Source organism: Pseudanabaena sp. 'Roaring Creek' (assembly GCF_001402795.1).
GTDB lineage: Bacteria > Cyanobacteriota > Cyanobacteriia > Pseudanabaenales > Pseudanabaenaceae > Pseudanabaena.
Genome location: NZ_LIRE01000676.1, coordinates 1 through 21481 on the forward strand (window position 1 = coordinate 1; position 21481 = coordinate 21481).

General features: G+C 41.2%; 23 protein-coding genes and 1 tRNA gene. 14 read left to right on the forward strand and 10 right to left on the reverse strand.

Annotated features, from left to right (window positions below; genetic code table 11):
* From AC805_RS26515 to AC805_RS18580, 8 genes are all read left to right on the forward strand, one after another.
* Window positions 1–1100 (forward strand): PIN-like domain-containing protein (locus AC805_RS26515; RefSeq protein ID WP_197278785.1); only part of this gene is annotated, 1100 nt, incomplete at its 5' end.
* A 177-nt stretch (window positions 1101–1277) separates the two neighbouring features.
* Entirely contained in the window at window positions 1278–1964 is a 687-nt protein-coding gene (locus tag AC805_RS18550) for an HAD hydrolase-like protein (RefSeq protein ID WP_197278786.1), read from the forward strand.
* The gene (locus AC805_RS18555; RefSeq protein WP_156341466.1) at window positions 1946–2551 is read left to right on the forward strand and encodes a hypothetical protein; all 606 of its coding nucleotides are present in this window, start codon (window positions 1946–1948) and stop codon (window positions 2549–2551) included. Before AC805_RS18550 ends, AC805_RS18555 begins: the two co-directional genes overlap by 19 nt.
* Before the next feature lie 17 nt (window positions 2552–2568).
* On the forward strand, window positions 2569–2835 hold the full coding sequence (locus AC805_RS18560) for a hypothetical protein (protein ID WP_055076765.1): 267 nt from the start codon (window positions 2569–2571) through the stop codon (window positions 2833–2835).
* Between the two features lie 75 nt (window positions 2836–2910).
* Window positions 2911–3348: a hypothetical protein gene (locus tag AC805_RS18565; RefSeq protein WP_055076766.1), complete on the forward strand. Its 438-nt coding sequence runs from the start codon at window positions 2911–2913 to the stop codon at window positions 3346–3348.
* Between the two features lie 11 nt (window positions 3349–3359).
* On the forward strand, window positions 3360–3581 hold the full coding sequence (locus AC805_RS25760; RefSeq protein WP_156341467.1) for a hypothetical protein: 222 nt from the start codon (window positions 3360–3362) through the stop codon (window positions 3579–3581).
* A gap of 192 nt (window positions 3582–3773) precedes the next feature.
* A tRNA-Met gene (locus AC805_RS18575) sits at window positions 3774–3848 on the forward strand.
* 87 nt (window positions 3849–3935) lie between these two features.
* Window positions 3936–4430, forward strand: a complete 495-nt coding sequence (locus AC805_RS18580; protein ID WP_055076768.1) for a Rieske 2Fe-2S domain-containing protein — start codon at window positions 3936–3938, stop codon at window positions 4428–4430.
* Here the strand turns inward: AC805_RS18580 and AC805_RS18585 are convergent.
* Window positions 4427–4867, reverse strand: coding sequence for a RusA family crossover junction endodeoxyribonuclease (locus AC805_RS18585; protein WP_055076769.1), 441 nt, complete (start codon window positions 4865–4867; stop codon window positions 4427–4429). The two genes, AC805_RS18580 and AC805_RS18585, sit on opposite strands and share 4 nt — an antisense overlap.
* A gap of 356 nt (window positions 4868–5223) precedes the next feature.
* On the opposite strand from AC805_RS18585, the gene AC805_RS18590 reads away from it, so the two are divergent.
* The gene (locus AC805_RS18590) at window positions 5224–5721 is read left to right on the forward strand and encodes a hypothetical protein (RefSeq protein WP_055076770.1); all 498 of its coding nucleotides are present in this window, start codon (window positions 5224–5226) and stop codon (window positions 5719–5721) included.
* On the opposite strand, the gene AC805_RS18595 is transcribed toward AC805_RS18590, so the two are convergent.
* The 5 genes from AC805_RS18595 to AC805_RS18615 all read right to left on the reverse strand — a co-directional run bounded on the left by AC805_RS18595 (window position 5718) and on the right by AC805_RS18615 (window position 10950).
* Window positions 5718–6536 (reverse strand): hypothetical protein, encoded by an 819-nt coding sequence (locus AC805_RS18595; RefSeq protein ID WP_055076771.1) that lies wholly within the window; start codon window positions 6534–6536, stop codon window positions 5718–5720. The two genes, AC805_RS18590 and AC805_RS18595, sit on opposite strands and share 4 nt — an antisense overlap.
* A gap of 4 nt (window positions 6537–6540) precedes the next feature.
* Window positions 6541–7230, reverse strand: coding sequence for a glycosyltransferase family A protein (locus tag AC805_RS18600; protein WP_055076772.1), 690 nt, complete (start codon window positions 7228–7230; stop codon window positions 6541–6543).
* Between the two features lie 4 nt (window positions 7231–7234).
* Entirely contained in the window at window positions 7235–8131 is an 897-nt protein-coding gene (locus AC805_RS18605) for a hypothetical protein (RefSeq protein WP_055076773.1), read from the reverse strand.
* Complete coding sequence (locus AC805_RS18610; protein WP_055076774.1) at window positions 8132–10504, reverse strand: hypothetical protein; 2373 nt, start codon at window positions 10502–10504, stop codon at window positions 8132–8134.
* A gap of 134 nt (window positions 10505–10638) precedes the next feature.
* Window positions 10639–10950 carry a helix-turn-helix transcriptional regulator gene (locus AC805_RS18615; protein ID WP_231663773.1) on the reverse strand — a complete coding sequence of 104 codons (312 nt, stop codon included), beginning with the start codon at window positions 10948–10950 and terminating at the stop codon, window positions 10639–10641.
* Between the two features lie 603 nt (window positions 10951–11553).
* On the opposite strand from AC805_RS18615, the gene AC805_RS18625 reads away from it, so the two are divergent.
* A complete protein-coding gene (locus AC805_RS18625; RefSeq protein WP_055076776.1) occupies window positions 11554–12879 on the forward strand; it encodes an RNA-guided endonuclease TnpB family protein in 1326 nt (441 codons plus the stop codon).
* 67 nt (window positions 12880–12946) lie between these two features.
* Here AC805_RS18625 and AC805_RS18630 read toward each other — a convergent pair whose 3' ends face one another.
* Genes AC805_RS18630 through AC805_RS24915 form a run of 4 tightly spaced genes read right to left on the reverse strand, consistent with a single transcriptional unit; the run spans window position 12947 to window position 17529 of the window.
* Entirely contained in the window at window positions 12947–14689 is a 1743-nt protein-coding gene (locus AC805_RS18630; RefSeq protein WP_055076777.1) for a hypothetical protein, read from the reverse strand.
* Window positions 14686–14868, reverse strand: a complete 183-nt coding sequence (locus tag AC805_RS18635; RefSeq protein ID WP_055076778.1) for a hypothetical protein — start codon at window positions 14866–14868, stop codon at window positions 14686–14688. The genes AC805_RS18630 and AC805_RS18635 overlap by 4 nt, the downstream gene beginning before the upstream one ends.
* The gene (locus AC805_RS18640; RefSeq protein WP_072143678.1) at window positions 14852–17275 is read right to left on the reverse strand and encodes a hypothetical protein; all 2424 of its coding nucleotides are present in this window, start codon (window positions 17273–17275) and stop codon (window positions 14852–14854) included. Before AC805_RS18640 ends, AC805_RS18635 begins: the two co-directional genes overlap by 17 nt.
* Window positions 17275–17529 carry a DUF6527 family protein gene (locus tag AC805_RS24915; RefSeq protein ID WP_072143679.1) on the reverse strand — a complete coding sequence of 85 codons (255 nt, stop codon included), beginning with the start codon at window positions 17527–17529 and terminating at the stop codon, window positions 17275–17277. Before AC805_RS24915 ends, AC805_RS18640 begins: the two co-directional genes overlap by 1 nt.
* 114 nt (window positions 17530–17643) lie before the next feature.
* Here AC805_RS24915 and AC805_RS18645 point away from each other — a divergent pair, with 114 nt between their 5' ends.
* From AC805_RS18645 to AC805_RS18660, 4 genes are read left to right on the forward strand one after another with little or no spacing between them, the layout of a single operon-like run.
* Window positions 17644–17829: a hypothetical protein gene (locus AC805_RS18645; protein WP_055076780.1), complete on the forward strand. Its 186-nt coding sequence runs from the start codon at window positions 17644–17646 to the stop codon at window positions 17827–17829.
* Between the two features lie 4 nt (window positions 17830–17833).
* Window positions 17834–20308 (forward strand): hypothetical protein, encoded by a 2475-nt coding sequence (locus AC805_RS18650; protein ID WP_055076781.1) that lies wholly within the window; start codon window positions 17834–17836, stop codon window positions 20306–20308.
* The gene (locus AC805_RS18655) at window positions 20305–21006 is read left to right on the forward strand and encodes a phage minor head protein (RefSeq protein ID WP_055076782.1); all 702 of its coding nucleotides are present in this window, start codon (window positions 20305–20307) and stop codon (window positions 21004–21006) included. Before AC805_RS18650 ends, AC805_RS18655 begins: the two co-directional genes overlap by 4 nt.
* Window positions 21006–21455: a phage virion morphogenesis protein gene (locus AC805_RS18660; RefSeq protein ID WP_055076783.1), complete on the forward strand. Its 450-nt coding sequence runs from the start codon at window positions 21006–21008 to the stop codon at window positions 21453–21455. The genes AC805_RS18655 and AC805_RS18660 overlap by 1 nt, the downstream gene beginning before the upstream one ends.
* Window positions 21456–21481 lie beyond the last annotated feature (26 nt).

The following is a 21481-nucleotide window of genomic DNA, read 5'->3' on the forward strand; positions in this document are numbered from 1 at the left end:
AACTAAAACAATATCCTTCAATTGATTATAATGAATTATATAAACAGATTGATGCTAGGTTTAAATCATTTTTAGATGGCTTGAAAGATTCTGAAGAAGAGCAATTGAATATTAGTGGGAATGACTTTATAAGAGAACAAATTGATCAATTATTTTACAATAAAATTGGTTCTCCTCCAAGCAAATCTGAGTTAGATTCTATATATGAAGAAGGCAAAGAAAGATATTCAAATTTTTATCCTCCGGGATTTAAGGACAATACAGCAGAAAAAAAGAAAAGTCCTTATTTATGTAATGGGTTGATTTTTAAACGTGAATATGGTGATTTAATTGTCTGGAAAGAAATTCTTAAAAAGGTAGAAGAAGAACAGTGGAAATATATAATTTTTGTTACTGATGATGATAAGGAAGACTGGTGGCGAGAAGAGGATGGAAAAACATTAAGCGCATGTCCTCAATTAACAGAAGAGATTTTTAAGTTTGGTATTAAATGTTTTTATATGTATTCTTCTGATCGATTTTTGAAATTTGCTAAACAATATATACCAGAAGTTGATGTTAAAGAAGAATCAATTGGACAGGTTGAAGAGTTTATAGAACTTGCGCGAGAACAAGAAGCCGAAGAAAATAAAACTGATATATTAAGAATGTTAAGTTCACGTAAAGTCAATCTTTTAGTTTCAGAATGGCTTGTTGATAATTATTCTTTTGAAGAAATTATTGTGCAGGAAACAGGAATAGATATTATTTGCTTAACAACATTAGATTCATTAGATAATCAATTGAAGGTCGGATATGAAGTGAAAAACTCACACAAATTTAGACTTTCTCGATTGGGAATGAGAAATTCGTTAAATCAGATTGTGAGTTATATCCAATCCTCTCAACTTGATAAAGCTTATCTTGTAATTGTTATTCCTTCTTCTGACTCAACGACTTTAGCAATTAAAAGTTTTACAATTTCCCTAAAAGAACTCATGATTGATACACCCTTAACTAACTTTACAATTGGCTTGATCGTAGGTACTATCATCAATAATCGTATTGATTATCCTTCTCCATCTCTTTGCTTTAATGAGCTTGCACGTATTGAACCTTAAATTTTCTTAACGAAGAAGGGAAGTTCTTCGTTAAGAAATAACTATCAACAAAATAGTATGATCGCATCTCGAATGGGTTCGGGGTTGAGGGGCATTTCATGGAATCAGTAATTCGTGATATCATTAACGTGTTGATAACATATTGATGATATGCCGCAGGAAATTAAATGCCTTGTTGTGGACAAAGACAATACATTAGTTCTCCCAAAATCTGGGGAAACGTTTGTTCAAGCACCTGACGATCAGGTATTGATTGATGGTGTATCTAAGGCGCTTCGACAGTATGTTGACAATGGTTGGTCTATTTCGATCGCAAGTAATCAAGGTGGATGTGAGATAAGAACCTGTCATCCAAATGCTCTGCCAGTAGGGGCATACTATTTGGATCGTGACACCCCTTTAAAAGTTGAACAGGTTGCGATTTTGCATGGCAAGGTTGCGATCTATACAAATCCACAGCCAAAAGATATTATTTTCCTGCCTCTGGACGCGATCGCTAGATTTCAGTACAAGACTATTGACATGGCAATTTCGGAAATGAGATTTGCTATGGAACTGACTGGAATTCAAAAAGGTTATTTCTGCCCAGATATGGCTGGACAGGAATGCTATGCAGTGGGAAAATCGGCAACAGCAGAGGTAGGAGAAGTATCTCCTGTTACAAGAGGTTTATATCGAAAACCCAATGGCGGAATGCTTCAAGAAGCCCTTTTTGATTCCTGTGGAGAATATCTGACAGCTCAAGAGATAGCCAGTCGCGGTATTGAATTTCTCATGGTTGGAGATCGCCAAGAAGATCTTGAAGCGGCAAAGAAAGCTGGTGCTAAATTCAAGTACAGGACGCAATGGATAGATTTGGATTAATTCAAACCTGTCGAAAATGTCAAGGAAAACTTGTCAAAAATGGGCGATCGCACAATATCCAACGGTACGTCTGCTCTAACTGTGGTAAATATTCCAGTGAAGGTAAGCGTAAGCGTGGTGGACAGTGTAAAGGCGATCGCCCAATGACTGGTTACGAACGATTAAAAAATAGTAGGAATAGACGTATGAAAGCAAAAGAACTTGCATCCATTTTGAATGGACGAGAAATAGGTGAAGAGATTACCGCCGAAGAAATTGAAGGTGTAATTGAAAACAATTTAATAGTTGCTTTTGGGTATAGCGACGATACTCTTGTCGTTCACGGTGTAAAGGAGCGAGTTGACAGCCTATCGATCGTTCGTGTTAATGGCAAATTTTTTGATAAGTCCGAACTCCAAGAGGACAAGTCGATCTTGGCTAAGTATGGCTTTAACATTGAGCCTGATATTGCGATTGATGCGATCGATGACCCTGAAGATTTTGATGGTTATTGGCGCATTAATGTAAGCGGTGTTGAAAGCTTTCCTTTTACCATCTATGAGGGTAAATATCCATTCTGTCTTGGGGCTGTAATCCAGATTGAATAGTAAATATTAAATAACCTATGGAAATCAAACTCCTCTCATCCCCAGCAAAGCAAATTGCCGAAGATATTCTCAAAGGAGCTTTACCTCCTGAAACTTATGACATCGAGGTTATCTATTGGTTATTGCATCTTGAACCCAATTTAACCGTTTATCGGATTGATGAGTTTAATCAAAACGGTGGAGGTGATGAACGACTTGACATTCCTATCAAGGTTGTGTTTTCTGCCAATCAAATCAAGATTGCGCTAGAAAATGATATTGAGATGCGTCCTCAATTGAGGTAAATATCCATTCTGTCTTGGGGTTGTAATCCAGATCGAATAATTAATTTTGACTCAACCAAACAATAAAGCAAAAAAATGGGATATCTAAACAGAAGATACGAGCAAGCAGGATCGAAAGAATGGAATAATTTTCCCTTGTACTCTGAGCGATATGGGAAATGGTATCAGGACATCCATGAAGTCTATGAGTGGAACGAACAGCATGTTCAAGAGAGTCAGCCCGAACTTGCTGAATTAAAGGAAGAATGGGATAAAGCTAAGCTTACGGCTGAAGGTATTTGTGATTTTGATTGCCTTTACCTATCAATACCTGAATACCTCCCGACCTTGGATTTTTCGGAAGACATACAACTGCCTGACAATGTTGACGATCTATCTGAAATCTTGCCCGCCAATATTTCAGCAATGCTAAATCAGCTAAATACTCTAATCATTGAGACTAAGTTTGTTGTCAGTTACTCAGAAACAAAGTTTAAGCCAATTCCAGACACTTTAGGGTTTACCGCCAAATAGGGCAGGAAATTATGATTTTATCTACCACGTCAAAAATGCCAAAAAGGTTATCTGAAATCAAGCCTTATCAAGAAATTGAAGAACCAAGGCTAAGGCTTGCAGTTTACCAGCTTGCCAAAAAAACCAAAAATTTAGGGGCTTGCTTGAAATTTGCGATGTGGCTTTCTCCATGTCGAGAAAGCCGACAAAAACACAGGCAGCAAAAAATTGTCCAACTTCTTGCAGGATATTAATGAGCTTCAAAGAGAATCGGGATTTTCTCGGAAATCTATCATAGAAGCAACTTTTCGACTAAGAGATATTGGCTGCATCAAGATCGAGCATGAAAATCGCATACCGCACTATCTGCTTATCCCAGAAAAGCTTCCTAAACTTGGTCACTATAGAGATATTTAAAAATATCAATAACGTGGTAATATCATATCTGCGGAGTGGAGGAGCTTGGTTACCTCGTCAGTCTCATAATCTGAAGTTCGGCAGTTCAAATCTGCCCTCCGCCTTCGGGCTTAGCCCTTTTTTACCACAAAAGAAAGCGATCGCAATTACGATCGCTTTCTTTTGTCTAACAAAATTATTAAATCAAAAAGATGCAAAAAATCACTGAGTTGAATGAACCTCCGATTGTAAATGCATTTTATTTAGTACCTTGCATTTTGATAGGCGATCGCAAGTTCGAGGGATTCAAAAAAGGGGAGTATTGCCCTGTGCTATTACCTTGGCATAATGATGCAGATATTGGGCTAAAAGAAGGTCATTATCATTACGATTTTCGGTTTATAAATCCACTCATAAAAATTCGTAACAACTCAGTACTAAATGAGATTACTAGGAAACCTCATTCGGATATTCCTTTCGATATTACAATTCACTGGAAAAAGAAAAAGTGCTTTGATCCTGATGCTAGATACAGTCGTATTCAGAAGCTAATCGATTTAGATTCTACCAAAAGACTTGTTATGAAAGATAATATCTGCCCACATCGAGGGACACTGCTGCATAGCATTCCTATTCATGATGGCTGCGTAACTTGCCCGACGCATGGATTAACTTGGAATTGTAAATCGGGTGAGCTGGTGGTCTAGTACAGAACTATTAGCGTACTAGGCGATCGCTTATCTGAGTGATTTAGGAACATGCATTGTTCTGGCACGACCATAAAATGATCTCCTCTTAGTATATTTGCATCTACTAAAGCATCTGCACAAGAACCACCAGCATTATCACCGTCCTGCTTTCGATTATGCTTACCGTCGAAGATATACATAATGTTGGCTTGAACTAAAGGGAAATTGTATTTTGGATATTCCAACTTGATGCAAGACAATAACCCAGCAACTTTAGACTTCCAATCCATATAATCCGAGGGCATATATACAGTACCCGTTTCAGTATTCATTCTCGGTCTTTCTTTAGCGATGACAGAACCATTAATCCTGAACATGATTGATTCTTTCATCGCTGACTGTAAGTGCTTAATTTGCTCCGTGATCGCCCAATCTCGTAACTCGCAATCTGTCATAACAATCCTGAAAAGTCTTAACTAAATATAACAGCAATGTATTGATTCCGTGCCATTTTTTAATTCTTTTACAACAATTAAAATGAAAGCGATCGCCGAAGGGATATGTCAGAAGTAGATCTAGCAGGATACGATTCTGACAAATGTTTATTTCTATCTTTGCCAAATTCAAGTTAGAATCTATCCATAAGAGTAAGTAGCTTAATTGGAAGATACCTATAACTTTACCATCTACACCAAGTGGGGATATCGCCATGTAATGACAAGAACTTTAGGGATTTATATTTGAATGTTTTTGAGAATTGTATTCGAGGGGAAGTAGATATATCTACTTCCCCTTTTACTTAGGAGTGGTTATGCGATTATTGTTTGCTCAAGAGATACTGACGGAACTTGGATACAACCTTGGTGCGATCGCCGATCCGATTGCCGAATTAAAAAATGTAATAGAAATGGGTTCGGGGTTGAGGGTACATAACGATAATTTTGAAGAATCTTTACTTGAAGGATTGGGCTATCGCGCCGACGCAATTACGCCAGAATCATTTGAGGATTCTGTACGGTTAATCTGCAAACCCTATCGGATTGATGCTGAGGCAGACCCTAGAGATATGGTTGTGGGTGCAGCTATAGATGACTTAGGCAAGCATGTTACTGCATTCACCGAAGAGATTTCTAAAAAGGTCAAGCAATGGCAAGAAGAAGGCTTAGGATTGCAAGAAATTGGCGATCGCATTGACACAATTTACAGTAGCCCAGATTATCTAGGGAAATCATTTACAGATAGTTTGGCTGATTGGTTTGCAATCTCTTATTTGGGAGGTGTAGACGAGATTTCTTCCGAGGGCAGCTAACCTGCGACCAATCGCAAACCACCGATGGGAATATATATTTTCTTACCAATATTTACTGGGTACGGTAAGGTCAATAATGGGCAAACAATTAGATTTCCACCAACAGCAGCAGTCCAAACACCTACATTATTGATATCAGGAGTAGCGCCGAGGCTATTACCAAAAGGAAGGATTAAAGCATTAGATATTTCTTTTGTGCTTCCAACTGATGTCACTGGTGTCCATCCCGCAGGGGAGATCGCTAATCTTGTAGTAGCAATTAAAGAAGTTACTTCTGTCCCTGCGCCAGTTGGATCAAGGCTATTGCTCAATCCAACGTAGAGATTTGTAAATGAGTCTGGGTGAGCAGTTCCCAATAGCCAATTAAGCTGATTAGTCCTCTCCCAAACTGACCAAGATATAATATCGAGCGATAATGTTATGGCACTAGCTGCGATCGTAACAGGATCGCCAGTGTTGAACGTCAATGGCAATGCTGCACCTGTCGAGTCTTGCAACGGCACAGGCATTAGGAAGTTGCCGCCTACTTGTGAGTCCCACAATCCAAGAAAGGCTACAGATCCCCCTATTAAGGCATTTCCCCAGTCCAATAGCAAGGAATTGCTTGCTTGAACATTCGATCCGACAGTTGTAGGGGTTGAAAAACTGGAAGCTGATATCCTGCCAGAGACAAGAGTAGGAGTAATCTCGTTACTACCAGTTACGTCTACACCTGAAGTATGGAATCCCCACCATAGGGTCGGGGGAGATGGGTAAGCATTACCAAGAATGTAGCCTAATTGGATTGATTGAAGATACGAGGATGTAAAAGTCATATTTTTAGATGAATTTGAAAGTATTTACAATATCGGAAGTAACGGTCATGTTTACGAACTTAGGGTCTGATACTCCCATAGCTTGTTTTAATGGTTCAGTCGCGGCAAAATTTTCCCCGTTAAGCCTGTTGTAGATTGCACCTGCAAAGGGTAGCTTAGTCAGATTTTTGACCGAATTATGCATATAGGTATCCGATTGCAAATAATTCGGGAAAGCACTTGATTTAACAATCAGAGAAGATCCACAATATTCTTTAAATCCTTTATCGATAAAGATTAGATTACCTTTCTGTTCGTTAATAAATCCTGCTTCTAAATAATACCCCTCGGTAACAGGTGGATTTGCAAGAACGTATTCAACGATATTATTACTAACGAAATCATCAGCATCGATAGGCATTAAATAGCTAGGGTCGTATCGTTTTGCATAATCAAACCCGATTTGTAGCTTTTGGGCGCGATCTTTTTCTTTCTCCCGAAAGCTTGCCAGAAGGTTGGGAGATTTTATATCAGTTAGAACCCAATCAATATTGATACTCTCAAGAATTGGCTGTTGATTACAAACGACGATTGTTCTGAAACTGCTATTAGATTGATTTTGAATTGAATCCAGAGTTTTTCTCAAAAGACTGGATGCTTTCAACCAGTCATGACAAGCGGCGGGTGATTTTAATGCGACTAAGAAAACGAACATATTTTTAACTAAAAGGGTAGCTAATACCCGCTCCAGAGTTGTAGATTTGCGTCCAGTCGTCGGGACTGAGTGGCGCGTTGTAGAAGAGCATCTCGTCAAAAATTACGCCGGTGTAAGAACCCTGAAACCTAAGATCGACCTCATCGAGCGTCCCTGAAGGATATCCGTAAGAGTTGCGATAAGAGGTTAAGCCAGAGTCGGTAGCGATCGCTGAATCACTTATACGAAAAGAGTAATCTCCCGAAAATGGATTTAGTTCGATGTTGAATAAATACCAATTCCCTAGAATGATATATCCATCGCCAAGAGTTGAGGTATCAACACTTAAAGAGTAGTGCGTACCGCTAGAATCGGTTAATTTTAACATAGGAGAATAGGGATCGAAGTTTATCTCAAATTGAGGAAACCCACTACCACCACCCTGTCCTTCGTAAAAGACTTTTCTATTACCGAGTGGAAGAGCGCTAAATTTCACCCATACTGCAATGCCTAAGAATCCAGTCGCGCAAAGATCGAATTTTGCAGATTCTAAATGTGGAGCGATAAGCCCTGATTTGTTCATCTGTCCGCCCAGAGCCGAGATATTGACTGCGTTGCCTATTAAGCCCGATGGGTAGGTCGCGCTGTACGAGGGGAAATAGAACCAATAATTATCCGTACTATCTGGACTGTGCAAAGCGCTAGAAGTGTCGTCAAACTTGAAGTAAGCAAGCGTTTTATTGAGCAACCCTGATGATGGTGGAGTTATCCCCCCTGACATCAGGGCTGAAGAAGTGGATTGCGATATGGCAATCTGCGGAACTAATTGAGATGGATAACCCGACGAATTTGCGCTGGCGATCGCAGGTTTAAGTAACATGGGACGACCAGTTATGTACCCAAAAGCAAGTTGAGGAAACATTTATATACTCCTATATCCAAGACTTGCTGGGCTTCCGTGCATAATTCCACCACGACAGACGAAAGTAATGATATCCATTTTGGTAGGGGTAGTAGACAAAACTGGTCGCCCATACGCACCCCAGTCCACTGTTCCAGTCGTACCGTCATCCCAAGTTACGGATCTCCCTCCGATTGAATCTTGAATAAGGTAGATAATCCAAGAACCACCAGATTTTAAATTTGCGAATGAAATTAAGGTATCGCCAGTCAGTGTTACCTCGGCATTGCCTAAATTTAGATCGATAGTAGTAGTTGCGGCGAATGTTGCCACGGAAATTTGAACTGCTTGTGAACCTCGAAAAGTTTGATTCTTGTTAAGCTGGGCAACGATCGCTTCATATCGACCGGGTTGATTGGTGAGCCGATCGGTAGGCTTGAAGAAGCTGTTACCATCATCCGCGCTATACGACAGAGCATTCCATACAACTTCAAGACCAATATCCGAGATCTCTCGTCTGTGGGAATTCACATAAGACCCAGAAGGTAGTGACCTTAGTACTGCGGCATTTGCAACGCCATACTTCCAGTAATCACTTGATTGATATAGTTCAGCCAATGTCCCAGAAGCTTCGTAAATATTGCCCGAAGCTGTACTGTGATCGATACTCGTTACGCGATCGGTGAAAATAAAGGCGATCGCGACTTCATAATTGTCTGTAGAGAATATACTGCTTGCCCCTATTGGGGCGATAGTGTAAGTGCCATCAGCAGCACGGTATAAGCCAAAAGTATCGTCAGGATTAGTAGGAAGACTGCTAATAGTATTGCCAGTGCTAACGAGTCCTATCGTAAATGTTTGCGCTGACCCTGGGAGTACAATTGTATCGAAGTAATTAATAGTGCCACCACCGACAGGGCGCACATAAATCCGAATAGCTGAGGCATTAAAAACACCAAGATTGCTCCCTGCAATAATATCTGGATAATTAATAGAAATTGTATTTGGATAATTTGCTATAAATTGCAACGCTAATGCCGAACTAAGCGCATAGCTGCCTGACCAAGCTAAAGTATGTCCAATTCCATTAACCGTCCCGACTAATGCGCGTTGCCTTGCTCCTGCAACAGTAGAGTCTGCAACATAGAGAGAGCCGTTAATTGAAATAAAAACTTTTTGGCTTGCGGTATTTGGTTCTAACCCGATAACAGGGGATTCGGGAACACCCGTAAAAGTATATGCGCCAACTCCCGCGATCGCGATACTTCCAGAACCCTGCAAACCTTTTGCAGCGTTACCTCCTGAAGCTGGAACGATGTGCCTACGGTCAAATTCACCTGTTATCAAACTGCCATTAATCGCACCATTGGCATCAAATCGGGCAAACTCCGAGTAGATATATGGAGTAGCCCTAAGCACAGACCCTTGCACTGGGCGATTTTCTAATTGAAATGCTCTACAATTTAACTGTACTTGCAACAGGATTGCACTTCCAACTGGTAAATCCTTTTGCAGCACCATCCCAGTTTGCGAACCTGAATAGGGGACTGTCGTATTTACAATCATTGATGAAGTATCAAGTACTCCCGTCGCTACCGTGACAAATCCTTGAAAAGTGATTGCCGCAAGCCCCACAAACTGGCTAGATATGTCAACATTATCCATGTCGAAGGTTAATCCAATCTGTGTTCCTTGGGGAACGATATTGGTGTCGTTGTTATATAGCCAAAATCCCACACTCTGGCTGTAAGTTCCATCGATCGCATAGCTTGGTATCAGGATTACAGAAGTATCAACGATATCTGTAACTGCAATGTCCGCCCCATTCGTCAAAGTGCTATCGGTAACATAAGTTGAATAGACTTGAGGATAAGCAGGCTTCCACCCTGTCGGGCTGAATACCGCATCATAGGCGACAAAACTACTTGGTGAGGCGATCGCTCGGCGCATCCCATGAATGGGACTTGATGGCAAACTGCTCGAATCCGCGACAGTAAGCGAGTTGATTTGTAAGTGGCTGTCTTGATTCAGCGTAATTGCGGCGGGCAATGGGTAGATGGTTCCATTTGCTTGATAGCCGGGGAAAGTTGCGATCGTCACCGCTGTTGTCATATCGTTTGATGCTGACATCAAGATAACGTATTCCTGAATATCTACACCAAAAATTCCACCCACAGCCGCAGGTTGTGCGCCAGTGGGAATTGTGACTATAATCGACTGCCCAGCAACAACGGTAATAGAAGAAACTGTCCCTACAGCGCTATATCCCGCACGATTGCGGTATTGCATCCAGAAATATTTAGTCCCAGCCGATGCTGAGGTCAAACTCCCAGTCCCTAAGCTTAGTTGCGGTGCTGGTGGTGTTTTTGGTGTTCCCTGGTATTGGTATCTCATGTAGCGATTTTATTAATGCGATCGCTGGGTTATCTACTTTGTGGCTATATTAGCGATTTACGATAGGTATGGACTGTTAGCATGTTTCCGTGGGGTTATTGATCTAAAGATTGCGGATTGATTTTCATGCTGGTTTAGCTTGAAACCCTGACTAATAGATCGTTTACTTCACATTTCAATGCTTGGCAAAGCGCGTCTAAAGTATCTAGTTGAATACCTTTAGCCCGACCTTGCTCCAACTTTTGAATATTTTGAGGCGACATACCAGCGAGCTTAGCCAAATCGTACTGACTTAGCTCACGGGACTCTCTTACGTTTTTAAGTCTGATTTCAATCTTGCAAATAGAATCGATTGCCTCAACCTGATGTTTGCCAACATTGTTTAGAGGTGGAGTGAACCACTCAATAAGCGCCATCTCAACGCTAGGTAGCAAATCAGCCTCCATAAACAAATAAGCAATTCTTACATTACCTATCGCTTGCAAATCATCAAATTTATGATGGTTTGACCATCGTTGCTTTACGTCTACTGATCTCCCAATGTATTGAATGTTCCTTTGTGAGTCAATCGCAAAATAAATTGCTGATTGTCTGCGTTGCCGATTTTGCCTTTAGAGGCAAAATCGGCAACGCAGACAAATCTAAGCTTTTTGGACTAATCATTTTTTTAGTTACGGAAACTGGAAACAAAATTACATAGCTTTTTGTAGCGATGGGAGAGGGGCGATCACTAGAAGCTAACTTTCGAGTTGAGACTCTTTAGCTGATTGCGCTAACTCATTGATTGATACTCCATATCCAAAACCAAAGAGCTAGCTGAGTAGAGTTAGTCGATGACGTTTTATTTGTATATGTGACCTACCAAGGTCTTTTTCATATCCTGTGCGATCTCCTTATTGCTAATGGTGATGGTCTTCTTAATTGTTGCGATCAGGTCTTTTTGGTGTTAGGCGATCGGGAACCTGTTCAGATTTGGCTCAACATCAATGCCATTTAACTTTTTGGCTCTTTGATATAGATAACACAAAACTAAACAATGGCGAGATTAAATGGCTAAACTAAAGAAACTGATGGGAGTGCAGCAAAATTTACTGGACTGCGATAAGGAAACTTTGGCAGTTATTACATATTTGTGCGAACAGTCTAATAGTCTCTACAATTGCGGGATTTATTGGGCGCGACAAATCTTCTTTAAGACTAATCGCATCATCTCCAAGTTCGATCCTATCTACGAAGTTGGTGGGAACATTCACGCTCAAGCTATGCCGTCTGTAGCTGCACAGCAAACCTTGTTGAGCGTATCGGAAGCCTTTAAGTCCTTTAAAGAACTCCGTGCAATGTTCTATCGAGGCGAGTTAGAGAAGATGCCAAAAGTGCCAAATTACCGCGATTCGGGTGGTCTGTTTAAAGTTGCTTTCCCAAACAGGGGAGATGGAAAACCCACGTTTAAAGATGGCATGGTTCGATTCCCGTTGGGTTTACAGGTAAAGCGTTGGTTTGGAATTAAAGAATTCTTTCTGCCATTACCTAAAAACCTTGATTTTACTAAGGTTAAAGAGTTTACAATCTTGTCCAAGAATGGTTCATTTTACCTAGAATGCAGCTATGCAATGGAGAAAGTTCAGGTAGATGTAGACCCAAACCAAGCATTAAGTATTGATTTGGGAACCTCAACAAATCTAATGGCTTGCGTTGATACTCTGGGTAACTCATTCCTAGTCGATTCGCGCCAAGCTAAGGCAATGAACCAGCTTTACAATAAGCGAGTAGCCAACCACAAGCAAGGCAAGGCTAAGGATTACTGGGATAAAGTTCTAGATGGCATTACCCGTAAACGCAACCATCAAATGCGCGACATGGTAAACAAATCAGCACGGAAAGTAATCAATCACTGTCTGAAACATGGCATTGGTACTATTGTTGTTGGTTGGAATGATGGCATTAAAACCGAATCGAATATGGGTAAAACCAATAACCAATCATTCGTCCAGATGCCCCTAGCAAGGCTAAAAGGTCGGATTGAGCAACTCTGCTTAATCTACGGAATATATTTTGTGCAAAGTGAAGAAGCTAATACCTCTGCGGCATCCTATCTAGATGGAGACTCCCTGCCCGAACATGGTCAAAAGCCTGTTGGGTGGAAAGCATCTGGTAGAAGAACGAAGAGAGGCTTGTATCGTACAAGTGATAAAAGTTTAATAAATGCTGACCTCAATGGGGCTGCAAATATTCTACGCAAGGTAGCCAGAAACTTAGACTTAGATCTATGCAGACTGGGTAGACGGTGTTTGTCCACCGTAAGCAGGGTTAGAATTTGGTTAACGAAGCCTAATCTTGTCCGAAAGACTCCCCGTCTCTTCAGAGCGGGGAGTTAGTCAAGGTGGTTAAACTTTAAGTGACATTGCGATCGCAAATGGGTTCGGGGTTGAGGGTACACGATCGCTATTCAATATAGGCGCTTGCGTCAATAAGAGTACCAGTATTGTTATTAACGCCAGTGTAAGGGTAAAGGGCAGTAGTAAATGAAATAGTGTCACCTATTGATGTAATTACTACATCAAGATTAGCGCTACTGGATATATCTGTCGGGGGTGTAACCGAGAATACGTTGTTTCCAATTAAATTGGGGGAATAGAAAGAAAAAATATTGTGTCCGTTCCTTGAATCTCCTTCAGGGAATAGTGCGCTATCCGATCCGTCGGTAGGAGTTGTAAAAGCATCAAGATTAAAAAAAACTGGTTGAGTGTTGCGTTCTCGATAAGCAATTTTTGCTGTAGACGTAGCTGAATCGTAGTAATTTAAAAGAGAATTTTGCAGATCCTTTCCTATCGATCGAGGACTATCTAATATCAGGGTGGATTGATCCGATTTGATACCTATCCTCGCAGTTAATTGATTTGAATCGTCATAATTTAATTGCAAGCTATCAAAGGTTGGCGTACTCTGATCTGTTGAAACGGTTAGACTCTTTTTCGTTATAGATCCAATTTTATTATTCAATGCATCAATATAAAACGATCGAAATTTAGCTTCATATACCTTCGGACGTTCAGGGAGCGTAGGTAACGTGCAATCGATAATATCTACACTTACGCCTATTCCTGGTTCATAAGAGAAGGGAACACCCCAAAAAATTCGACTAGCAGGTACTGGATAAGGGGTTTCCGGTTGGAGAGTCGTAACACCGGGAGGCACTGAGCAAAGGAGATATACCTTATCGATACCTGACCCAAATTCAATAAATTTAATTGTGTCGCCTCGCTCGGCATTAAAAGGAACGTAGTATTGGTAAAAAACCCCGACAGGCAATTTGCCTATCGGATCTATGGAGTACAGAATCAATCCTTTACTTGTCTTATTGTATCCAGCATAATAAGTACCACCATTATAAATATTACCGTCATAATCCGTAGATCCATAATATGGAGAAGGTGGAACTGTTATCACATAGAGTATGACGCTACTATACGAATGACAAATTTTTGGTCGAGTATCCGGCAAAGGGGGTTGTATAGGAGTCACATCTACAACACTACTTGCATCTATCGTCGTAAGAAACCCATTCTGAAATGCAGAATTACCTAGTCCAGAAAATGTATACGATCCTTCAGAGACAGGTATCGTTAAAGGGAGTTCATATAATTGCCCACTCAAGATCGCACAAAATTTATAGCTGGTATCATCGCTACTAGACACTAATATAAAGCTTACAATCCAATCATCTTGCCCACTCCCAGTCTTATTGATGTTTGGATTATTGCCAAACCAAGTAAATCCAGATTCTAAATTGTAGATAACTTCTGGTGTATCGCGATCGCCACCAACATAAAGGGTAGCCGAAGCAAGGGTCGGGGGAACAGTTGTGGGATCTGCCGCAATTATTTTCTTAAAAAGCATTATGACGGTAGAAGTGGATGCAGTCGAGATAGGAACGCTTTTCCTCTTATATATGGTCTTTTGTTCTATAGTTCCAGACTGCCTCGCTGAGACTGCATACCATTGACCATCATCAGTTTTCAATGCAACGCAATCACCAGCAGAGATTCTCCCACCCGATTTCGCTAGGATCATTCCACCGTCACTCTGGACGGTGCAATTCCCATCTGGATCTGTGCCAATAGTTTTACCAAAAACTATATTTTGATTTTGCTTTAAAAGTTTCGTTAACTGTTCTTCAGGTGTCATTTCTGAGTTAGGGTTGAGGTAGAAACTGCTGTACCTTCGATCTCAAAGGCGATTAAAGACGTTTTCCCATTCAAGGTAATAGACAATCCATCCTGCGATCGTGTAATGCTTGGAGTGGCAGCTTTAACAATATCGTTAAGCCTCTTTATTACATCACTCTCGCTACTGTTGAGGGGCATTGAAGTTTCTCCTTTGAGAAGTATTGTAGACAAAAGAACCGTAAGTTTGTTGAGAAGTCGTTACCCGAACGTCGGGGGCAATTTTACTATCTAGGTTTCGGGCAAAAGTTGCTTGTTTAAGAGTCACTGTTCTAGCTTGATCGAAACCACAGTCAACTTGAGTTCCTTCTGAGATCACCATCAGATTACCATTTTGTAGCCCACGATATTCCAAGCTATTTGAAACTGTTGAAGCTCTCAACTGCCCGTCTGAGAAGCCAACGCGATCGCCACTGCGAATAGTTGGATAGTACCACGCTATTTTTTTAGATACGACTGCATCGTTAATCCCAATCATCCTTAAATCGGTTTCCAATAATAGTACTGCATCAGCCTGAGTCTTCGCATAGGGAAGATCGATTAAATCGCTATCAGTATAACGAAGCAAGATATTAGCTGGGTATGCTCCGACCAAATCGGAAGAAGCATAATACTTATTGTAGGTATAATTCCTTCCTGCATTAGGATTGGCGACAAGTTGAACTTCTCTTGCATTTCCCCATTTTTTGATTTGGGCTTGAGCTACTGGTGGTTTGCCTTTCTTAATTGATTTGGTTGCTTCATTTGCAGCTTCTGTAAAATTACTCCCTTGAGCCGAATCATTCAATGAAATTTCTTCGTACAATTCGGCATAATCAAAAGGTTCAGAAGAATATTTATTTGTAATACCTGTATTGATAGCATCGACAAATACTTGCCTAATAACGCTGGTATAAGCCTCATCCCCAGTAAATAGGTATTCAGGTCTATAATCTCCAACTTTGCGAGTAATCTCAGGGAGGTACGGATTGAATACAGGGCTTTTTGTGTAGGCAAATGCTGACTTAAAGCTAGATTCAGACTTTAGCCAGAATGGTTCAGAGTCAGTAGGGTTAGCAGTCACGATCCCAACATAATACTCGTCATCAATTACTTGGATGCCGTTCTGAGTCTTGTACTGTACTGGAATATTACCCCGAACAACTGTGTCGGGGGAAAGGTCTGTATATTTTTGGATCTCTATAGTAAATGGGGTTGGAGTAGATTTCCCGTAAATAGATCTTAATGGTGCAGTCTCTACTCCCGAAGTGCCACTTATCGGAATCTTTTGAAAATCACAAAGTTCGGCAGTGTACTTAGATGTCAAGTACGTGGCATTTGATACGGCAGGAGGACTAGCATATATTGATTCTAATTTAGTCGATTCTTTTTGGAATCGTACATACTTCCAACCTGTGGTTGTAGTTCCAATCATATACTTCGCGTTATTAAGTACTATTTGGTTCCCGTTTACTGAGATTACATTTACAGAATCGGGATTAGCAAACAGTCTTACCTGTTTTCCTTGATTAACTGCGCTCACGGAAAAAACAGAAAATATCGATTTGTAGGTATAAGTGACAACTTGCTCCTCTATTTGTTGCCAAAAGAGGCTTGGAGATCCTTCTAACCTGAATGATGTCCCAGATCCTTGGGCAATATCAATACCGCGATACATGTAGCCATATATCTTAGTCGTTTCTTGAATCACGACATTATCGACCAATTGAGTTTTCGTATAGATTTTCTTTGGACCAGATACATCAAAGTTTGAATCTAGCGATTTAAGCACTCCCGATGCTTCTTGGGGGGATAAAGTACTAGCCTCTTTACCCTGTTCAGATGTTTGCAAAACTGGCTGAATCGGTAGCAGCAAAGCATCAACTTGATCGAATGGATCTCTTGAAAACTCACCAGTAATCGCAACTCTGTCGATAATTGGTAATATCGGATTGCGTTTTTTCGTTCCCGAATCTATGACGACTGAATCTGGCATGTAGTAGCTACCAACTCCATCAATAGGAATCAGTTTTACTGAGTCAACATCTGAAAAGCGCACAAAGCATCCAATTCTTCGGCAATTCGTTTTTAATATTTCTTCAAAAGTCGTCTCTGACTGGGTAGGACTATAAAATATTCCTGGTCCACTATATGAAACACCTAAATATGCTGCGATCGCAGCTACGTTTAATCCTGAAGCAAATTTGAATCGAGAAAAGTTATCTCTTTGTAAGAACGGGTTCAGGTTTACCTTTCTTTGGCACAACGCTTTCCACTTGGATTCTAGTTGTACTGATACATCATAGACATCGATATCACCCCGACCGTAGCGAGATCTATGTATCGATACGCCAGCGGCAGCAACTACAAATCCTAATCCTTCAATACTAATTTGTGTTAAATCGGGGTAAGCATTAGCAATTGTTTGGGCGATCGCATAAGTACAGCTTTTATAGACAATTTCCCCAGTTGGGTAGTCTTCGATCTTATCTGTCCAACGAAGGCTTCCGACCTGCAATGAATATGGCAACGAAGGATATGATGTAAGAACCTGCGTGACTGTGGACATTAAACGCTCTCTAAATCGACGATTTTCCCAGCTAACTCATGACTGCAATCATTTAGAAACTGCCATTGCCCATTGGTTATAAATGAATGACATGTATCCAACTTCTCAGCATTGACAAGTATTGACGGACGGAAGGTTGGATTATCCTTGTCCCCTGTTAATGACCATCGGCTATCAAGCAAATGGTGCGTTTTGCATCCTGGGCAATAAACTAAATATCCATCATCAACTTTCCTGAGCTTTCCTAATTTCATGATATTTTGAAAGTGATATCCCGATCATTCTTAATCGATCGCCAATTAAGCCACATCCAATCGCTAAATAGGCGATCGCAATATCCTGAAAGCAAACTTTGTCTAAGGAGAATTATGAAAAATGGCGCTCAACTTTGTGGTTGTGACGATTGCAAAAAAAATAAGCGCTCAAAATCTGATTGCGGTTGTGGTGGTAAGGGCAAGAAATTAGCACAGCCAAAAAAGTTGCTCAAACTTGACTCTACAAAATCCCCTGAATATACCATTGCATTCCTGGAAGCCAGAAAGATTTATAGCTAAGAACATGCAATCAAATAATGCCTACCTAATTGGCGCAATGCTCGATCCCCTTGTTGCCGAATTTATGTCTCCCGCTTACTGTGAGGCAAGGCTTGAGGTTGAAATTCGCATGGATGAATTGCGCCATAATTGCCCATCTCGCGCTGGGTTCGTTTGTGTTGCAGATCCTCGCGTCAAGGGGGGGCATTACTACAGGAAACATGTTGAAGGTGAAGGCGTAAATGCTTTACCTCCTAGCCGACTTGAAAAAGCATTGGATCGACATGAGGAAAGATCTCAAAACGGTGGTCTTAGTACTCTTGGTAAAGTTGCGATCACCAGTGGCTTAGCTGTCGGTGGATTGGCTGGGATTGGTGCGATCGCTAATTCTGGGCGATCGCCTGTTGCTGGGGAAGAAGTCAAGTCAACAAACACTGCGGCAACCCCAACTACCCCAAAAGCGACTACTACGCCATCAGCTACGTATTCAGCAGCAAGGCAGCAAGCATTATTGTCGCCAAGATTTAGGCGAATGGGTTCTAAGGATGAAACCGTTAATAATGGAGTAATAACAGTGCCGCCGATGGATTCCCCACAGGCAGCAAGGCGAAAACGTGGACAACCTCAGTATGTGCAGAGTACTACTCCTACTGTGACTTCTACTGGCGGATACGTTCATCCATCACCCATACCCCCTTGGTCGCCATCTTTAATACCAACAAATAGTAATGCTAAATCTAAAGGCTTTCAGGAAGCATTAGCGAAAGTTGGCATGGCTCCTACTGGTACGGCTCAGTCGCCATCATTAATACCTGTAACTTCTGTTACTCCTTCAACTGAGACTGTGACCTCCAATCCCGAACCCACTCAGCCAAAAACAAGGGTAATTTCTGCCAAACCAACTATCATTTCTAATCCGAAGGCAGCGACACAAAGGGCAGAGGAAGCAATCAAATCAGGGTATCAAACGAACGCGATCGCGGATGTTGCAGGTACTTATGGCTATAAATCCTTGACTGGCATCAAGGAAATGCTTTCAACCAAAGGAGTAATCTCGAAGGGCAGCAAAGGGAATGATGAATTATCTAGCATGATAGACAATCATATGCTCGTCGGGCATGAATTATTAGTTCAAACTGAAGCGAAGAACGGTCGTCAACGTGGGTTTGGCAAGGACAATATTGGTATGGCTAGGATACCAATGTATACAACTGTAGAAACTCTGACGCAAGAAGCTACTGCGATTTCAAGTGGTGTAGGTACGCTAGCCCAAAGAATACCAAAAGCACGCAAGCTGGCTGAGGCGATTACCGAAAAACTGAACGATCCTGAATTGAATGACGAACAAAGGGTTCATCTATCTTCTTATCGCGATAATTTGACTATTGGGATTGGGATAAATGAGGCAAAGCTTGCGCGATCGCAAACATTAAAGATACCCTCACGAGTTCCATATACTCCTACTCCTGATGATGGCAGTCATCCTCTTGGTCCACCTGCTAAAAGCACTGAAAGCCGACCCATTTCAGCTTTAACCAAACAATTAAGTACTATGCCAGCATCAAAGTTGGCAGCAAAAATTGAGAAAGAGGCAAATATTGGGGATAATGCTCCATTCTGGTACGCTCTGAAACGTACACCAGTGCAGGAAAAGCCCACAGTATCTCAAGCAATAAAAGGTGCTTATAAGCAGATGACCGATCCTGTTGGAAAGGAATTTATTAAAGACTTCCATGATTTTCATCTAATTGATGGTTCTACTGATATTCCACCTATGCGAAGGAGTAAAAACAATCCTCAGAAAAGCCCTGAACCCTCAACGACGCAGGTTAATACTGTGAGTAAACCTAAACCCAGTGTTGCCGAGGTGAAACCAGCAACCAAGCCTGATAGTGGAATCCTTAAAGTTACAAATCCTGACGGCAAGGAACAAACAGTTCCCATTGAAAAATCAACTGCTACGAAACCCACTAAAGATCCTTCTGAGATATCGAGTCAAAAAGCATCTGATGCATTAGAGCGTGTTGAGGCTGCAAAAAACCGAATAAAAGCAGTTACAGACAATATTCTTGAGCATGTCTTGAAAGGTGATGCTCATGATTATCTGCACCTCTTAGATAATCAACCTAAAACAATCGCAACATTTAATAAACATTCAACGCAAGAACAGAAAGATATAGTGACCAAGGCGATCGCAAAGTTGAACTCATCCATCAAGCATCCTGAAGCCAATATGTTTTACGAGGATATGCACTCAAGGCTTACAGGCAAGAAGAAACTGCCTAAAATCGAGCAAGCTAGTCCCTCAACCCCGAACCCATCAGCAAGAGCCGAGCGAGATGCCCCCTCAACCCCGAACCCACCCGTAAAGAAACAGAGGAAATCTAAAGCAGATAGGGAAGTCAAAAAAACTATTAAAGACTCGTTTATTGATCGCGATATCTATTCCCTCGCCAGAGAGAGAGCTAAACAGCAATTTCTTCGGAGGGTTGCAGCTTGATTCCCGATTACCTTAAACTGCCACCATTGTTAGCCATAGACCTATTAAAAAGTCGAATATCTCTACCTATTGATTTCAAAGGTTTGGATGCTCGACTCCATGACTATGCATTTATGGTTTCGGGATTAATGCGGGCAGACTTGCTAGAAACTACCAAGAAATTGCTATTGCGATCGCTTGAGAATGGCGAATCAGCTAGTGATTTTGCCGAGAACTTGCAAAAGGCGATCATGAATTCTGGGTGGAGTCTTACTGGTACACATGTAAAAACGATATTCACGATGAATATTAACAAGATTAACTGGGATGGTAGAAAGTCTCAGATGACTAGCCCAGCAATGCGAAAAGCCCGTCCGATCTGGATTTGGAGGTGGAGAGATAGTCCAATCGCTCCTAGACTTGAGCATCAAAAGCTCAATAATAAAGGTATTCCAGCAGATCACCCATTCTGGGAGTCAATTTCTTTCCCCTGTGGATATGGTTGTAGGTGTTCTGCATTTTGCGCTACGGAGGATTATTGCAAACGAAACGGGATCGAAATACTAACTACCCCACCCGATATTAGATTAATTGTCGATCCACCCTTTCGCCGCAAATCAGACAATAAGACGAGGGAACAGATTTTAAAGCCTGGATTAGCAAGGCTTTCCCCGGACCTGCGATCGCAGGTAGCAAGAGAACTAAAGGTGAAAATATAATGGCTGACCTAACAACAATCTCAATCGAATTTATAGATCGCGCTATTCAAGAGAAACTGAAGGAGATCGCCGACAGTGTTGCCGATCCATCAGATTTAATGGACGAAATAGGTCAGATAGTCCTGTTAGGAACCGACTTACGATGGGGAAACGAAGTAGATCCTAATGGCATTCGCTGGGCTGAGGATTCAGCATATACTCGCGCCCAGAAAATAGCAAAGGGTCGAATCGACAAAATTATGCAAGACACTGGGAGGGGTCGTGCATCAATCCATTACCAAGTCAACAAAGACAAGGTTGTAATCGGGACAAATGTTGGCTATCTTGTTGATTTTCAGCTTGGAACAAACGGTCAGAAGAAGAGGGTATTTCTTGGGGTATCCAAGGATGATGAGACTGAAATAATGCTTGCGGCAAATGCTTATATTCAGAATGCAATCAACTCTTAACTCGGATGGGTTCGGGGTTGAGGGAC

What these genes read in the sequence shown, in the direction of transcription:
- AC805_RS18560 (WP_055076765.1), top strand. Translation starts at nt 2,569, where the DNA reads ATGGAAATCAAACTCCTCTCATCCCCAGCAAAGCAAATTGCCGAAGAT.
- AC805_RS18555 (WP_156341466.1), top strand. Translation starts at nt 1,946, where the DNA reads ATGGATAGATTTGGATTAATTCAAACCTGTCGAAAATGTCAAGGAAAA.
- AC805_RS18595 (WP_055076771.1), bottom strand. Translation starts at nt 6,536, where the DNA reads ATGACTTTTACATCCTCGTATCTTCAATCAATCCAATTAGGCTACATT.
- AC805_RS18605 (WP_055076773.1), bottom strand. Translation starts at nt 8,131, where the DNA reads ATGTTTCCTCAACTTGCTTTTGGGTACATAACTGGTCGTCCCATGTTA.
- AC805_RS24915 (WP_072143679.1), bottom strand. Translation starts at nt 17,529, where the DNA reads ATGAAATTAGGAAAGCTCAGGAAAGTTGATGATGGATATTTAGTTTAT.
- AC805_RS18660 (WP_055076783.1), top strand. Translation starts at nt 21,006, where the DNA reads ATGGCTGACCTAACAACAATCTCAATCGAATTTATAGATCGCGCTATT.
- AC805_RS18600 (WP_055076772.1), bottom strand. Translation starts at nt 7,230, where the DNA reads ATGTTCGTTTTCTTAGTCGCATTAAAATCACCCGCCGCTTGTCATGAC.
- AC805_RS18565 (WP_055076766.1), top strand. Translation starts at nt 2,911, where the DNA reads ATGGGATATCTAAACAGAAGATACGAGCAAGCAGGATCGAAAGAATGG.
- AC805_RS18610 (WP_055076774.1), bottom strand. Translation starts at nt 10,504, where the DNA reads ATGAGATACCAATACCAGGGAACACCAAAAACACCACCAGCACCGCAA.
- AC805_RS25760 (WP_156341467.1), top strand. Translation starts at nt 3,360, where the DNA reads ATGATTTTATCTACCACGTCAAAAATGCCAAAAAGGTTATCTGAAATC.
- AC805_RS18650 (WP_055076781.1), top strand. Translation starts at nt 17,834, where the DNA reads ATGCAATCAAATAATGCCTACCTAATTGGCGCAATGCTCGATCCCCTT.
- AC805_RS18585 (WP_055076769.1), bottom strand. Translation starts at nt 4,867, where the DNA reads ATGACAGATTGCGAGTTACGAGATTGGGCGATCACGGAGCAAATTAAG.
- AC805_RS18635 (WP_055076778.1), bottom strand. Translation starts at nt 14,868, where the DNA reads ATGCCCCTCAACAGTAGCGAGAGTGATGTAATAAAGAGGCTTAACGAT.
- AC805_RS18640 (WP_072143678.1), bottom strand. Translation starts at nt 17,275, where the DNA reads ATGTCCACAGTCACGCAGGTTCTTACATCATATCCTTCGTTGCCATAT.
- AC805_RS18615 (WP_231663773.1), bottom strand. Translation starts at nt 10,950, where the DNA reads ATGGAGGCTGATTTGCTACCTAGCGTTGAGATGGCGCTTATTGAGTGG.
- AC805_RS18630 (WP_055076777.1), bottom strand. Translation starts at nt 14,689, where the DNA reads ATGACACCTGAAGAACAGTTAACGAAACTTTTAAAGCAAAATCAAAAT.
- AC805_RS18590 (WP_055076770.1), top strand. Translation starts at nt 5,224, where the DNA reads ATGCGATTATTGTTTGCTCAAGAGATACTGACGGAACTTGGATACAAC.
- AC805_RS18580 (WP_055076768.1), top strand. Translation starts at nt 3,936, where the DNA reads ATGCAAAAAATCACTGAGTTGAATGAACCTCCGATTGTAAATGCATTT.
- AC805_RS18625 (WP_055076776.1), top strand. Translation starts at nt 11,554, where the DNA reads ATGGCTAAACTAAAGAAACTGATGGGAGTGCAGCAAAATTTACTGGAC.
- AC805_RS18645 (WP_055076780.1), top strand. Translation starts at nt 17,644, where the DNA reads ATGAAAAATGGCGCTCAACTTTGTGGTTGTGACGATTGCAAAAAAAAT.